Source organism: Kribbella sp. NPDC048837 (assembly GCF_055586945.1).
This window is the reverse complement of sequence record NZ_JBVJHF010000006.1, coordinates 610,099-624,260: the sequence shown is the minus strand read 5'-3', so window position 1 is coordinate 624,260 and position 14,162 is coordinate 610,099. Positions and strand designations below refer to the sequence as shown.

13 protein-coding genes are annotated in these 14,162 nt (G+C 69.1%); 10 read left to right on the top strand and 3 right to left on the bottom strand.

Translation table 11 applies throughout. The features are described from left to right. Nucleotides 1–15 precede the first annotated feature (15 nt). The 4 genes from ACZ6O0_RS29570 (at nucleotide 16) to ACZ6O0_RS29555 (ending at nucleotide 6,615) form a co-directional block, all read left to right on the top strand. Complete coding sequence (locus ACZ6O0_RS29570) at nucleotides 16–1,734, top strand: CTP synthase (RefSeq protein WP_465768264.1); 1,719 nt, start codon at nucleotides 16–18, stop codon at nucleotides 1,732–1,734. After that, entirely contained in the window at nucleotides 1,731–2,381 is a 651-nt protein-coding gene (locus ACZ6O0_RS29565) for an NUDIX domain-containing protein (RefSeq protein ID WP_465768263.1), read from the top strand. The genes ACZ6O0_RS29570 and ACZ6O0_RS29565 overlap by 4 nt, the downstream gene beginning before the upstream one ends. Before the next feature lie 104 nt (nucleotides 2,382–2,485). Beyond that, nucleotides 2,486–5,863, top strand: coding sequence for a GH92 family glycosyl hydrolase (locus ACZ6O0_RS29560; RefSeq protein WP_465768262.1), 3,378 nt, complete (start codon nucleotides 2,486–2,488; stop codon nucleotides 5,861–5,863). An 11-nt stretch (nucleotides 5,864–5,874) separates the two neighbouring features. Then, nucleotides 5,875–6,615: a peptidylprolyl isomerase gene (locus ACZ6O0_RS29555; protein WP_465768261.1), complete on the top strand. Its 741-nt coding sequence runs from the start codon at nucleotides 5,875–5,877 to the stop codon at nucleotides 6,613–6,615. Here the strand turns inward: ACZ6O0_RS29555 and ACZ6O0_RS29550 are convergent. Continuing rightward, nucleotides 6,598–7,215 (bottom strand): hypothetical protein, encoded by a 618-nt coding sequence (locus tag ACZ6O0_RS29550; protein ID WP_465768260.1) that lies wholly within the window; start codon nucleotides 7,213–7,215, stop codon nucleotides 6,598–6,600. The two genes, ACZ6O0_RS29555 and ACZ6O0_RS29550, sit on opposite strands and share 18 nt — an antisense overlap. Nucleotides 7,216–7,326: 111 nt before the next feature. Here ACZ6O0_RS29550 and ACZ6O0_RS29545 point away from each other — a divergent pair, with 111 nt between their 5' ends. From ACZ6O0_RS29545 to ACZ6O0_RS29530, 4 genes are all read left to right on the top strand, one after another. Continuing rightward, entirely contained in the window at nucleotides 7,327–8,187 is an 861-nt protein-coding gene (locus tag ACZ6O0_RS29545) for a sulfurtransferase (protein ID WP_465768259.1), read from the top strand. A gap of 92 nt (nucleotides 8,188–8,279) precedes the next feature. Beyond that, a complete protein-coding gene (locus ACZ6O0_RS29540; protein ID WP_465768258.1) occupies nucleotides 8,280–8,513 on the top strand; it encodes a hypothetical protein in 234 nt (77 codons plus the stop codon). Nucleotides 8,514–8,526: 13 nt separating this feature from the next. Then, nucleotides 8,527–8,790, top strand: a complete 264-nt coding sequence (locus ACZ6O0_RS29535; RefSeq protein WP_465768257.1) for a hypothetical protein — start codon at nucleotides 8,527–8,529, stop codon at nucleotides 8,788–8,790. After that, on the top strand, nucleotides 8,790–10,085 hold the full coding sequence (locus tag ACZ6O0_RS29530; protein WP_465768256.1) for an amidase: 1,296 nt from the start codon (nucleotides 8,790–8,792) through the stop codon (nucleotides 10,083–10,085). The genes ACZ6O0_RS29535 and ACZ6O0_RS29530 overlap by 1 nt, the downstream gene beginning before the upstream one ends. On the opposite strand, the gene ACZ6O0_RS29525 is transcribed toward ACZ6O0_RS29530, so the two are convergent. Together ACZ6O0_RS29525 and ACZ6O0_RS29520 are read right to left on the bottom strand one after the other, a co-directional pair. Beyond that, nucleotides 10,074–11,072 carry an HAD-IIA family hydrolase gene (locus tag ACZ6O0_RS29525; RefSeq protein ID WP_465768255.1) on the bottom strand — a complete coding sequence of 333 codons (999 nt, stop codon included), beginning with the start codon at nucleotides 11,070–11,072 and terminating at the stop codon, nucleotides 10,074–10,076. The genes ACZ6O0_RS29530 and ACZ6O0_RS29525 overlap by 12 nt on opposite strands. Next, nucleotides 11,069–11,956, bottom strand: coding sequence for a class I fructose-bisphosphate aldolase (locus ACZ6O0_RS29520; protein WP_465768254.1), 888 nt, complete (start codon nucleotides 11,954–11,956; stop codon nucleotides 11,069–11,071). Before ACZ6O0_RS29520 ends, ACZ6O0_RS29525 begins: the two co-directional genes overlap by 4 nt. Nucleotides 11,957–12,174: 218 nt before the next feature. Between ACZ6O0_RS29520 and ACZ6O0_RS29515 the strand changes: the two genes are divergently transcribed. Together ACZ6O0_RS29515 and ACZ6O0_RS29510 are read left to right on the top strand one after the other, a co-directional pair. Beyond that, entirely contained in the window at nucleotides 12,175–13,251 is a 1,077-nt protein-coding gene (locus ACZ6O0_RS29515; protein WP_465768253.1) for a class 1 fructose-bisphosphatase, read from the top strand. Nucleotides 13,252–13,260: 9 nt separating this feature from the next. Next, entirely contained in the window at nucleotides 13,261–14,136 is an 876-nt protein-coding gene (locus ACZ6O0_RS29510) for a phosphoribulokinase (protein WP_465768252.1), read from the top strand. Nucleotides 14,137–14,162 lie beyond the last annotated feature (26 nt).

Sequence of the window (14,162 nt, the reverse complement as noted above, 5' to 3'; positions counted from 1 at the left end):
GTAGGCTGAAGGCCCGTGGACAGGGCTTCGAACTTCCAGCAGACCAAGCACGTTTTCGTCACCGGTGGTGTGGCGTCCAGCCTCGGCAAGGGGCTGACAGCGTCAAGCCTCGGCAGTCTGCTGACGGCACGGGGCATCCGGGTCACCATGCAGAAGCTGGATCCGTATCTGAACGTGGATCCCGGCACCATGAACCCGTTCCAGCACGGCGAGGTGTTCGTCACCAACGACGGCGCCGAGACCGACCTGGACATCGGACACTACGAGCGTTTCCTCGACCGCGACCTCTCCCAGGTCGCCAACGTCACGACCGGCCAGGTGTACTCCAGCGTGATCGCCAAGGAGCGCCGCGGCGAGTACCTCGGCGACACCGTCCAGGTGATCCCGCACATCACCAACGAGATCAAGGAACGGATGCTGGCGATGGCCGGCCCGGACGTCGACGTCGTCCTGCACGAGATCGGCGGCACGGTCGGTGACATCGAGTCGCTGCCGTTCCTCGAGGCGGCCCGGCAGGTCCGGCACGACGTCGGCCGCGACAACGTCTTCTTCCTGCACATCTCCCTGGTCCCGTACCTCGCCCCGAGCGGTGAGCTGAAGACCAAGCCGACCCAGCACTCGGTCGCCGCGCTGCGCTCGATCGGTATCGCCCCGGACGCGGTCGTGTGCCGCTCCGACCGGCCGATCCCGGACGGCGTGAAGCGGAAGATCTCGCTGATGTGCGACGTCGACCAGGAGGCCGTGGTCGCGGCCCCCGACGCGCCGTCGATCTACGACATCCCCAAGGTGCTGCACGCCGAGGGCCTGGACGCGTACGTCGTCCGCCGGCTGAACCTGCCGTTCCGCGACGTCGACTGGACCCGCTGGGACGAGCTGCTGCGGGTCGTGCACCACCCGAAGGACGACGTCACCGTCGCGCTGGTCGGCAAGTACATCGACCTGCCGGACGCGTATCTGTCGGTCGCCGAGGCGCTGCGGGCCGGCGGCTTCGACAACGACGCGCGGGTGAACCTGCGCTGGATCGCCTCCGACGAGTGCGCCACCCCGGAGGCGGCCGCGCGGCTGCTCGGTGACGTCGACGCGGTCTGCATCCCGGGCGGGTTCGGCGTCCGCGGCATCGAGGGCAAGATCGGCGCGATCCGGTTCGCCCGCGAGCAGGGCATCCCGATCCTCGGGCTGTGCCTCGGCCTGCAGTGCATGGTGATCGAGGTGGCCCGCGACCTGGCCGGCCTGGTGGAGGCGAACTCCAGCGAGTTCGACCCAGACGCCGAGCAGCCGGTGATCGCGACGATGGAGGAGCAGAAGGACATCGTGTCCGGCTCCGGTGACCTGGGTGGCACGATGCGCCTCGGTCTCTACCCGGCGAACCTCGCCGACGGCTCGATCGTCCGCGGCCTGTACGGCGCTCCGTCGGTGCAGGAGCGGCACCGGCACCGCTACGAGGTCAACAACGCGTACCGGGACAAGCTGGAGACCGCCGGGCTGGTGTTCAGCGGACTGTCGCCGGACAACGAGCTGGTCGAGTTCATCGAGCTCGACCGCGCTCAGCACCCGTACTTCGTCGCCACCCAGGCGCACCCGGAGCTGCGGTCCCGGCCGACCAAGCCGCACCCGTTGTTCTCCGGTCTGATCGCGGCCGCCCTGGTTCGCCAGCGCGAGTCCCGGCTGCCGGTCGAGGAGCCCGCGGTCACGAAGAAGGCAGCCGCCGGCAAGACCGCGGTCAAGGCTCGATGAAGGAGCACCCCGAGCTGCGATTCGGCGCCGGACTGGCCGACGTTCGGGAGCAGTGGCCGGTCTCCTCGTCCGAGGTCGTGCACGAGACCGGCCGGGTGATCTCGGTACGGCGTGACACGGTCGCGCCGGCCGATGGCGACGCGTTCGTACGCGATGTCGTCGTACATCCGGGCGCGATCGGAGTGGTCGCGCTGGACGAGAACAACCGGATGCTGCTGGTCCGGCAGTACCGGCACCCGGTCGGCTACCGGCTGCTCGAGCCGCCGGCCGGGCTGCTCGACGTCCAGGGGGAGCAGTACCGCCTCGGCGGTGAGCGGGAGCTGTGGGAGGAGACCGGCACGAAGGCCGCCGACTGGCGGATCCTGGTCGACGTCTTCACCTCACCCGGTCTGACCAACGAGGCAGTCCGCATCTTCCTGGCCCGTGACCTGTCACCCGCCGACGAGTCCTACGACCGCCTCCACGAGGAGGCCGACATGGAAACTGTCTGGGCGCCGTTGATCGACGTCGTCGGCGCCGTCCTGGCCGGCCATCTCCAGAACCCCATCCTCGTGATGGGCTCGCTGGCCGCCTGGACCGCCCTCAACGGCCCCGGCTTCGACACCCTCCGCCCGGCCGACTCCCCGTGGCCGGCCAAAGACCGCTGAGGTTCCGGAACCTTCCGTAGTCCTTGACGTGCGTTCGGTAGCCAGGTATCTGTTGCTGACAACGATGTCACGCCGCCCTGTTCCGACGTCGAAGGTGGAACCCCATGTCGCGCCCCGCCCCGCGCCGTACTGCCGCTGTGCTTGTCAGCACGTTGACCGCCGCTCTCGCGCTCACCGCGACGGCCCGGGCCGTGCCCAGTCCGGCGCCGCCGCCCGCCGGCAGCACAGGTCGACCGACCACCGCCACTCCACCCGATCCGGCGGTCGCCGGACTGCGAGCGCCGGACGCCGTCGGGAGCAGCCGGATCACGAGCAGCTCCGCGGATCCGACCGAGCAGGTGGATCCGCTCATCGGGACGTCGAACGCCGGGAACGTGTTTCCGGGGGCGGTGGTGCCGTTCGGCATGTTCTCGTTCAGCCCGGAGACGAGTCGGGGGAACGCGTACCGGACCGCTGCGCCCGGTGGGTATCTGTACTCGGCCGGCAAGATCCGCGGCTTCAGCCTCACGCACATGAGCGGGACCGGGTGCGCCGGTGGATCGGGTGACATCCCGATCTTTCCGTACGTCGGCGACGTCACCACCTCGCCGCAGGCGGACGCCAAGGACGCGGTCTACGCAAGCACCTTCGACCACGCCAACGAGATCGCGAAGCCGGGCTACTACAAGGTCGGCCTCGACTCCGGTGCGACCGCCGAGCTGAGTGCGACCACCCGCACGGGATCGGCCGCGTTCACCTTCCCCGCCGACAAGGCCAAGACCCTGCTGTTCCGTACGTCGAACTCCGAGGTCGGCTCGAGTGACGCCGAGCTCAGCATCGACCCCGCCAAGCGGACGGTCAGCGGGTCGGTCACCAGCGGCAACTTCTGCGGCTATCTCGCCAGCGTCGCCCAGCGCAGCTACTACACGCTGCACTTCGTCGCGGAGTTCGACCAGCCCTTCAAGAACCAGGGCACCTGGACCGACACCACCGTCTCCCCGGGCAGCACCAGCGCCCGCGGCGGTACGACGTACGGGACCGACGGCTGGATGCTCGCGAACAAGGGCTCCGGCGGGTACGTCGGCTTCGACAGCGACAAGGTGACGATGCGGATCGGCATCTCCTACGTCAGCACGGCCAACGCCCTGGCCAACCTGCGTGCGGAGAACCCACGCGGTACGTCGGTCGCAGCCACGGCCGCGAAAGCCAAGCAGGCTTGGCGAAACCAGCTTGGCCGGATCGAGGTCACCGGCGGCACTACAGACCAGCGCACCACCTTCTATACCGCGCTCTACCACGCACTCCTGCATCCGAACGTGTTCAGCGATGTCAACCGCCAGTACTGGGGCTTCGACCAGAAGCCGCACTACCTCGCCCGTGGGCAGCAAGCGCAGTACGCGACCTTCTCCGGCTGGGACGTCTACCGATCGCAGCTGCAACTGCTGACACTGCTGGAGCCAGCCAAGGCCGGCGACATCGCACAGTCCTTGCTCAACCAGGCCGAGCAGAATGGCGGCATCTGGGACCGGTGGACGCATGCCGCCGGCAGTACGTCGGTGATGACCGGTGACCCATCCGCACCGGCCGTGGCCGGCATCTATGCGTTCGGCGGGACCAACTTCGACGCGCGGACCGCACTGCGCTCGTTGGTGAAGGCGGCGACCGTCCCGACCGCGAAAGACCTCAGCTCGGCCGGTAAGCCGGTGATGTCGATCGGACAGCGGCCGTCACTCGACAAGTACCTCGCACTGCACTACGTCCCTACCAAGTCCAACGCCTGGGGCGGTGCGGTCGAAACACTCGAGGACGTGACCGCCGACTTCGCAGTCGCCCAGCTGGCGCAGCGCACCGGTGACAAGGCGACGTACGAGCGTTTCCTGGCTCGGTCGCAGTACTGGCAGAACGTCTTCAACCCGGAGAACGGCGGCTACATCCAGAACCGGGACGAGAACGGCGCCTGGCCCGGCTTCACGCCGTCGACGTACGACGGGTTCGCCGAGGGCAGCAGCGCGCAGTACACCTGGATGATTCCGCACAACCGCGCCGGACTCGTGGACGCGATGGGCGGCGCGGACCAGGCCAAGCAGCGGCTGGACGCATTCTTCAAGAACCCGGACGGCACCTGGGCGCTGACCGGTGCGGGGGAGTTGCACGCCGAGATGGACAACGAGCCGTCGATCAACACGCCGTGGATCTACAACTACACCGGCCGGCCGTACCAGACGCAGGAGACGTTGCGTCAGGCAATGAACCAGCTGTGGAACACCAGCACCGGCGGCATCCCGGGCAACGACGACCTCGGCGCGATGTCGTCCTGGTACGTCTGGACCTCACTCGGGCTCTACCCGGACGTGCCGAGCCGTGCGGAGCTGCAGGTCGCGGCGCCGCTGTTCTCCCGCGCGGTGATCCACCGCGACGGCGGCCGGACCATCCGTATCAACGCTCCCGGTGCGGACGCGCCGTACGTGCAGTCCCTGAAGGTGAACGGGCGTACGACGACCAAGCCGTGGCTGCCCGAATCGTTCGTGCAAGACGGCGGGACGCTGGACTTCAAGCTCGGCACGACGCCCAACACAGCGTGGGGTGCGGGGGCCAAGGACGCACCGCCGTCGTGGCGCAGCGGTGAGATCCCGTTCCAGACCTCCACTGACACGAGCCGGGTGGTCGTCGCTCCGGGCACGACCAGCGCTCCGGTCGCGATCAAGGCGCACCGCTTGAGCGGCACCGCGCAGGACGTCAGCTACACCATCACTGCTCCGGCAGGCCTCACGGGAACACCGGCAAGCGGTGCGTTCCACGTCGACCAGGTCGGCAGTGCGGCCGTGACGATCACAGCACCCGCGGGTACGCCGGACGGCCGCTACCCGGTCACGGTGTCGTTGAAGGCGGCCGACGGTACGGTGCTGCCGCAGCTGGGCTTCACCGTGGTCGTCGGGCAGCCGAACTCGTTCTTCGTCCTACGCGAGGGTGTGGCGATCTCCGACGACGCCGGTGACCACACCGAGGCGGACTACGACGGTGGTGGCGTCAGCTACTCCCGCCAGGCGCTCGCGGCGGCCGGTCTGACGCCGGGTGGAGTGACCACCGTGCAAGGTCTGAGCCTCACCTGGCCCGATGTCGCGAACGGCGATCCCGACAACGTCCCGGCCGACGGTCAGTTGCTCAACCTGCCCGTCCCGGCCGGTACGACGAAGTTGTCGTTCGTCGGCAGTGCGGTCAACGGCAACCAGCAGACGACCGCGACGCTGAACTACTCCGACGGCAGCACCGAGCAGATCGACCTGTCTTTCAGCGACTGGACGCTCGGTGGGGGCGGCGACACGGTGCACTACGGCAACGTGATCGTCGCGACCACGCCGTACCGCAACGAGTCCGGCGGCGGGCGGGACAACGTCACCACGCACATCTTCGCCACCGCGCCGCTGGCCCTGTCCAAGACTCCGGTCAGCATCACTCTTCCGAAGAACCGCGACCTGCGGATCTTCACGCTGGCCACCGGCTGAGGGGATTCATGATGAGAGTTGCGAGTGTGATCGCAGGTACGGCGCTGACCGTCGCCGGCCTGCTGGTTGCGACCGGGCCCGCCACCGCGGTGCCCGCCGAGCAGTCCACCACGCCGCCGACCACCAGTGGCCCGTGCGGCTACACGTCCACTCCGGACGATCCGCCCGCGCGGCCGGTCTCGTTGCCTCCGGACCCGGAGCACACGCCGGACCAGGGGATCGTGAAGGTTCTGGTCGCCACCAACCAAGGGCCGATGCTGTTGTCGCTGGATCGGGCCAAGGCGCCGTGCACCGTGCAGAGCTTCCTGCATCTGGCCAAGAGCCGGTTCTACGACTTCACGACCTGCCACCGGCTCACGCTGTACCCGACCCTCAAGGTCCTGCAGTGCGGTGACCCGAGTGGCACCGGTGAAGGTGGGCCGGGCTACTCGTACAAGGACGAGCTCCCGACCGACCTGCCGAACTGGCCGGACGACCCCACCGGGACCCGCAAGGTCTACGCGCGCGGCACTCTGGCGATGGCCAACGCCGGCCCGAACACCAACGGGAGCCAGTTCTTCCTGGTCTTCGGCGACTCCCGCCTGCTGCCGAACTACACCGTCTTCGGCAGCGTGGACCGCCTCGGCCTCAAGGTCCTCGACCGGGTAGCGGCCGGCGGCATCGCGCCGACCCCGGACGATCCGGCTCCGGTCGACGGGGCGCCGCAGCGCACGACCGACATCCTGATCGCCCGCTCACTCGGCGTCTGGTAGCCCGGCTCCGATCGGCTCGCCGCCGTCCTCGGCGAGGGCGGCGGCGACCAGCCGGGCGTTCGCGGCGAACTCCTCCACGGGCACCTTCGGCAGCATGTCGTCCCACGCGGCGATCATTGCGCCGCGCAACTGCATCATCCCGAGCGGCCGCGCCAGGAACCACACGTGAAAGTGCTCGCTCCCGTCGCCCCACCGGTTGAAGTGCGTCCGTCCCACGGCGTCGATCCGGCGGATCGCGTTCGACACCCGCTGGATCATCAGGCCGAGCGTCGTCGTCAGCTCGGCCGGCAGGTTGTCGAGCCGGTAGTGCTCCCGCGGCTCGAGCAGCGCCACGAACGGCAGGCCGCCGGCCTCGAAGCCGGCTTTGAGCAGCCACCGCTCGTCCCGCCAGATCACGAACCGCTCCGGATCCGCACACGTCCCACACGGCTGACCGCCGTCCTCACCCCGCCGCGGCGGCTCCGGCAGGACAGGCTCGGCGAGTGGTACCACCTGCACGTCTCCCTCGAACGGGAAGAACGGCCCGCCCAGCAAGGGTTCGGCCGACATGCGTTCGCCGTACGGAAGTCTGCGGTGGTACTCGGACGGAAGCTCGGTCATGCCGACATTCTGGATCAGCCGGGGTCCGTCTCATTTTCGCGCCGCCCACCCGGTGGGCGGGCCGATCGTGCGTAGGCTAACGATTAGTACGCTAACTAATGAGGAGGAGCGATGGCGCGAGAGCACGTGCTGGTCGACGGCGACTGGCTCGAGAAGCAGCTGGACGACCCGGGCGTGGTGGTCTTCGAGGTGGACGAGAACAGCCAGGCGCACGCCGACCGGCACATCCCCGGTGCGCTCGCACTCGACTGGCGGACCGATCTGCAGGACCCGATCCGCCGGGACCTGATCGGCCAGGACGCGTTCGAGCAGCTGCTGACCTCGCACCAGGTGACGCCGGACGACACGGTGATCCTGTACGGCGGGGACAACAACTGGTTCGCGGCGTACGCGTATTGGTACTTCAAGCTCTACGGGCATCGCGACGTGCGCCTGCTCGATGGTGGCACGAAGCGCTGGGAGCTCGACGGACGGCCGCTGACCGATGCTCCGACCGTCCGCGAGCGCACTCCGCGGCCAGCCTCGTACCAGGCCCAGCCGGCGGACGGAAACCTGCGCGCATATCGCGACGACGTCATCGCCGCCGTCGGCCGCGACAGCATCCTCGATGTCCGGTCGCCGGCCGAGTTCAGCGGCGAGATCCTGGCGCCGGCGCACTTCCCCCAGGAGCAGCCGCAGGTTCCGGGCCACGTCCCCGGCGCGGTCAACGTGCCGTGGTCGCAGGCGGTGGCCGACGACGGCACCTTCCTCGGCGACGCACGGCTGCGCGAGTTGTACGCCGGAGCCGGACTGTCGCTGACCGGACCCGGCGGCGAGCCCGCTGCCGACATCGTCGTCTACTGCCGGATCGGCGAGCGCAGCGCGCACAGCTGGTTCGTGCTGCACGAGCTGCTGGACCAGCCGTCGGTGAAGAACTACGACGGTTCGTGGGTCGAGTACGGCTCGCTCATCGGCGTACCGATCGAGGTCTGACGCGGTCCCCGGCGGGCGTTGCAGGCAGCTGCAACGCCCGTGCAACGGGGCCACGGATCATCTGAGCACGACCCCTCATTCCGGGAGATCAGATGAGCTTCTTCACCGACGGACACTGGACGCCCGACATCGTCACCGCCTTGTGCCAGCAGCTTTACGCGCTCGCGCGACGTGAGGAGGAGGCGGCGGCGAACCTGGCCGCACGGACGCCGTACTGGGCGCCGTCGCCGGCGTCGGTCGAGGTCCACCGGACCGCGGCCCGGCTGCTCCGCGCCGATGCCGATCGCCTCGAGTTCGAATCCCGTCCCTGGGGTGTCCCGATCTGAGGAGGTGAGTCCCGTGCTGATCGAGAGTTCCGCGGTGGATCGGGTCGTGCTGACCTGCGAGTCGGCGAAGTGTGACGGCCGGCGGGTCGAGCACGACTCCGAGACGGTCGCGTACTGGGAGACGCCCGACTCCGGCACGCTGGTCACGCAGATGTCCTGCCTGCGCTGCAAGCTGGAGACGATTCTCCGGCGCTGGGTCGGCCCGGCCCGTCCGCCCTCCCACGATTGCGGCTACTACACGGACGCTTCCGGAGCCTGCTCCTACTGCACCTGCTGATGAGGGCGAACCGAACCTCGGTAGCCCTGGTCGGCGAGTGCCTGACCCGGATCGCCGAACTTGACGGCCGGTTGGGCGCCGTACTGGCGCTGAATCCGCAAGCCGCGAGCGATGCCGCCGCGGCGGACGAACAGGCAGGCGGTCCGTTGCACGGGATTCCGATCCTGGTGAAGGACGTGTTCGAGACGCGGGAGATCCCGACGACCTTCGGCTGTCAGGCCTTTCGCGACTACGTTCCAGAACGCGATGCAGAGGCCGTACGGCGGTTGCGCGCGGCCGGAGCCGTCATCCTCGGCAAGACCGCGACCCCGGACTTCGCGATGTCCTGGCTGTCGGACTCGTCGCTCGGCAGGACGGTCAACAGCCGGTCGGAGCAGCACGAGGCCGGCGGCTCGAGCAGCGGATCGGCGGTCGCCGTCGCGGCCGGGCTCGCCCCGATGGCGCTGGGGTCCGACACCGGTGGATCGGTCCGGGTGCCGGCCTCCTTCAACGGGGTGGTCGGGATGCGACCGACGACCGGCCTCCTACCGACGCAAGGGCTGTCAGCGCTGGTGTCAGTGCAGGACACTCCGGGTCCGCTGGCCAACTCCGTCGACGACGTAGCACTTCTCTTCGAGGTGCTGTCCGGCCAGAGCCTGCCAACGCAAGAACGGTCCCTGGAGACCTATCGGCTCGGGTTGCTCGCGCTGCCGGACGGTCCGGGGGAGTGGGACGGCTCGGACCAGGTCGCCGCGGTGATCGGCGACGCGGTCACTCGGCTGCGTGCCCATGGCGCTCGTGTGGTCGACAACGTTGAGGTGCCAGGGCTCCAAGGGCTTCTCCGCGACAGCTCGCCGTATCTGGTGGCGGCGCGGGCGGATCTCGATGCCTTCCTGGCGTCGAGAGGCGGCAGATCGTTCATCGAGCTGTACGACGACGGTGTGTTCCCCGACGCGCTGGATCTCGCCGAGCTGCTCGCGACCCGATCGTCGCCCGGCGGTCGTGCTCGGCTGCACGCCGCGCGGCGTAGGTTGCGAGACACGGTTGTGGCCGTGATGACTGATCGGGGCCTCGATGCTCTGGTGTATCCGACGGTGAGCGTGCCGGCTCCGCGGCGGGACCGGGATCGCGAGAAGCTTCCGAGCCGCCGGTTGCCCGTCAACACCTTGATCGCTTCCCAGGCGGATCTGCCCGCGCTGACGCTACCGGCAGGGCGAACGGACGACGGGCTGCCAGTCGGCCTTGAATTGCTGGGATTGCGGGACGCCGCTCTGCTCGGCCTCGCGCGCGTCGTCGAGCGTGCCTTAGATCCCTAGACGACGCTCGAGTGCGCCCCACGAAGAATCATCGGAGGCGAGCGGACGGCCGTGGTCGCGGGCGTGCCAGGCGGCCGACACGACCGCCTGCAGCAGCTGGTGCCGGTCGGCGGGACGTCGTACCGTCACCGCGCCGTCCGGCGAGATCGTGACCGCGTCGTCGGGTTCGGGTCGCCGGCTCAGGCCGGGCTGGAGGAGTCCGGAGAGGTCGAACGCGAAGTACGTCGGTCGCGCGTCCTCCTCGGCGAACGCCAGGTCACGCAGACTGCTCGCGCCACCCAGGACGAACATCGAGTCCACACCGGCGGACTTGGCGCCGACGATGTCCGTGTCCAGGCGATCGCCGACCATGATCGTGTCGGCGGGGTCGCACCCGAGCCGTGAGCAGGCCAGGTCGAACAGCGCCGTACCCGGTTTGCCCGTCACATAAGGGGAAACCGGCGTTGTAGCGCGGACCGCGCCGACGAAGGCGCCGTTGCCCGGCGCCAGGCCCCGTGCCGTCGGGACTGTCGCGTCCAGGTTCGTCGCCACCCAGAGCGCGCCGGCCTGGGCGAGGTAGCCGACCTCGGCCAGGTCGCGCCACGTCACGTCGAGCCCGGCGCCTTGCACCACCGCTTCGACCGGGTGCCCATCGGCGAGCTCGTCGGCCCGCACCGGCGTCAAGCCGACTTCGGCGAGTGCCTCGGGTACGCCTGGTCCGCCCACCGCCAGCACCCGCGCTCCTGGCTGAGTCCGTTCGACGAGGTACGCCGCGGCCGCCTGCGCACTCGTGACGACCGACCAGCCCTCGTCGCTGAGCCCGAGCTCGCGTAGATGGGCGCAAGCGGCGGCGGGGGACCGGGACGCGTTGTTGGTCGCGAACACCACCGGCACCTGGCCGGCGATCATCGAGTTCAAGCTCGGGACCGCGCCCGGCACCGCCTGAGGACCGCGGTACACCACGCCGTCGAGGTCGCAGATCACCCCGCGGTACCTGGCAAGGATCACGAACGCGCCCCACCGGCCGCGAGTGCGGCGGCGACGGATTCGCTGGCCCGCCGGCAGTTCTGCAGCAGGATGCGTCCACTCTCGGCCGCGTCCTCCGTGCGTACCCAGGCTTCCGCGGCCGCCGCGACCAGCGGACGTGAGAAGCCGAACGTCGTGCGCCACGAGTGGCCCGGGTCCGAAGCGATGGCCTCCAAGTGCGCGCACGCCTGGTCGAGCGGCTGACCACCGGAGAGCAGCAGTACGCCGGGAGTCCGAGCCGGAACGCCCTTGTCCAGCAGGGCAGCGGTCAGGCGAGCGACCTGCTCGGAGTCCACCGGCGCCGGGTTCGAGAGACCGGGCACGACCATGTTGATCCGCAGCAGCAGCCGGCGGGGATCGACGCCGACCCGGTCGAGCTCGGTCCGCAAGGCGAGCAGCGCGTTGGTCGTGACGGCCTGGTTGATGGTGATGCTGGAGGCACCGAGCTCCGGCATGGCGATCGTCAGGATGGGCAGGATCCCCGCGGCCTGTGCCGCGGCGGCTCCTCGTGCGAGTGTCTCCGCACTGATGTGAACGGAGCCCAACGGAACGTCAAGCGGTGAAAGGTTCTCGCGCCACTCGACGAACGACGCGCCGCGTCCGGCGAGGTGACCGAGCGGGATCTCCTGCGTCGTCATGCGTACGCCGATCAACGGCCGAAGCCCGTTGGGACGCAGCGCGGCGAACGCTTCGGGCGTGAGGAGCACACCGGAGACGTAGTCGCTCAGGCCTTCCGTGCGCAGGACGGCGTCGGTGAACCGGTGGGCGCGGTCCGTGCCGACGAGGGCTTCGGCGTACTCGTCCACGACGAGCACTCCCTTGGGCGGCTCGAGAATCGCGGCGGCGGTCTCGTCAATCGTGCGCATGTGCGGCCTCCCTACAACGGAACTGCGACGAACTGCAACGGATGTGGCGTTCCAGCGACGCTAGCCAGCGGCCTGCGCACTCCGATTCACCCTTGGGGCTGAGTGGGTGGGTGATCCCGCGGACGGCTACCACCCCCGCGGTCACCCCTCGGGTGGATGCCCGCGAGCGGTCGCGCTGGTGTGCTCGGAGCACAACACCCCTGCCGCGAGGAGTGCCCATGCTGACCGAACGCCTGACGCTGACGCAGTTCCTGACCGAGGACCGGCGTCGTCGCCCCGCTTCGAGCGAGGACATCGACGGGTTGATCGTCGATGTCGCCCTGGCCTGCAAGGCGATCTCGAAGCGGATCGCGTCCGGTGCGCTGGCCGGCGTCCTCGGTACTGCCGGGGCCACGAACGTACAGGGCGAGCAGCAGCAGAAACTCGACGTACTCGCGAACGACATCTTCCTGCGGACCACCGAGTGGGGCGGGCTGCTGGCCGGGATGGCGTCGGAGGAGCTGGAGGCGCCGTACCAGATCCCGGCCCGGCATCCGCGCGGCAACTGCCTGCTCGTCTTCGACCCGCTCGACGGGTCCTCGAACATCGACGTCAACGTGTCGGTCGGGAGCATCTTCTCGATCCTGCGCGCCCCGGTCACCGGTCCCGATGTCCAGGCCGGCGACTTCCTCCAGCCTGGTACGGAACAGGTCGCCGGCGGCTATGCGATCTACGGCCCGTCGACGCTGCTGGTGCTGACCGTGGGCACCGGCGTACACGCGTTCACGCTGGATCCCGACCTGGGCGAGTTCTTCCTGACCAGGCAGGACATCAAGGTGCCGGAGGCAACGGCCGAGTTCGCCGTCAACACCTCGAACCGCCGGTTCTGGGAGCCGGCCGTGCAGCGCTACATCGAGGAGTGCCTGGCCGGTACGACGGGCCCGCGGGAGAAGGACTTCAACATGCGCTGGGTCGCGTCACTGGTGGCCGAGACGCACCGGATCCTGACCCGCGGCGGCGTGTTCCTGTACCCGCGGGACTCCAAGGACCCCGCCCAGGAAGGCCGGCTCCGGCTGCTCTACGAGGCGAACCCGATCGCGTTCCTGATCGAGCAGGCCGGCGGCCGCGCGACAACCGGACGGGAGCGTGTGCTCGAGGTCAGGCCGTCGCAGCTGCACCAGCGGATCGGGTTCGTGTTCGGTTCCCGCGAGGAGGTCGAGCGGATCGAGCGGTACCACGCCGAGTCCACCGGCGACCCCGAGGACCAGAGCAACCCGTTGTACGGCTTCCGCGGCCTGTACCGCGCCACCGCCTGAGGAGGATCGATGTCAGCCAAGCACCCCGTCGTCGCGATCACCGGCTCGTCCGGCGCCGGCACCACCTCGGTGATGCGGACCTTCGAGCAGATCTTCCGGCGCGAGCAGGTGAACGCCGCCTTCGTCGAGGGCGACAGCTTCCACCGCTACGACCGGATGGGGATGAAGGACGAGATGACCCGGGCACTCGCCGAGGGCGATCACACCTTCAGCCACTTCGGGCCGGACGCCAACCTGTTCGAGGAGCTCGAGGCCCTGTTCCGCGAGTACGGCGAAAGCGGCGGCGGCCGGATCCGCAAGTATCTCCACGACGAGCAGGAGGCGGCGCCGTACGCACAGGAGCCGGGAACCTTCACGCCCTGGCAGGATCTCCCGGCCACCACGGACCTCTTGTTCTACGAGGGTCTGCATGGCGCGGTCGTCACCGAGAAGGTCGATGTCGCCCAGCACGCCGACCTGCTGATCGGTGTGGTGCCGGTGATCAACCTGGAGTGGACGCAGAAGCTGCACCGGGACAAGGACAAGCGCGGTTACTCCACCGAGGCCGTGACCGAGACGATCCTGCGCCGGATGCACGACTACGTGAACTACATGTGCCCGCAGTTCTCCCGGACGGACGTCAACTTCCAGCGTGTGCCGGTGGTCGACACGTCCAACCCGTTCATCGCGCGGACGATTCCGGCGCCGGACGAGTCGATGCTGGTGATCCGGTTCAAGGACCCGCGCGGGATCGACTTCCCTTACCTGCTGTCGATGCTGCACGACTCGTTCATGTCGCGCCCGAACACCATCGTCTGCCCCGGCGGAAAGATGGATCTGGCCATGCAGCTGATCTTCACGCCGATGCTCTGGCGGCTGCTCGAACGTCGCGCCAAGGCGCGCTGACGACCGTCGTTCCCCACTCAGGAGGT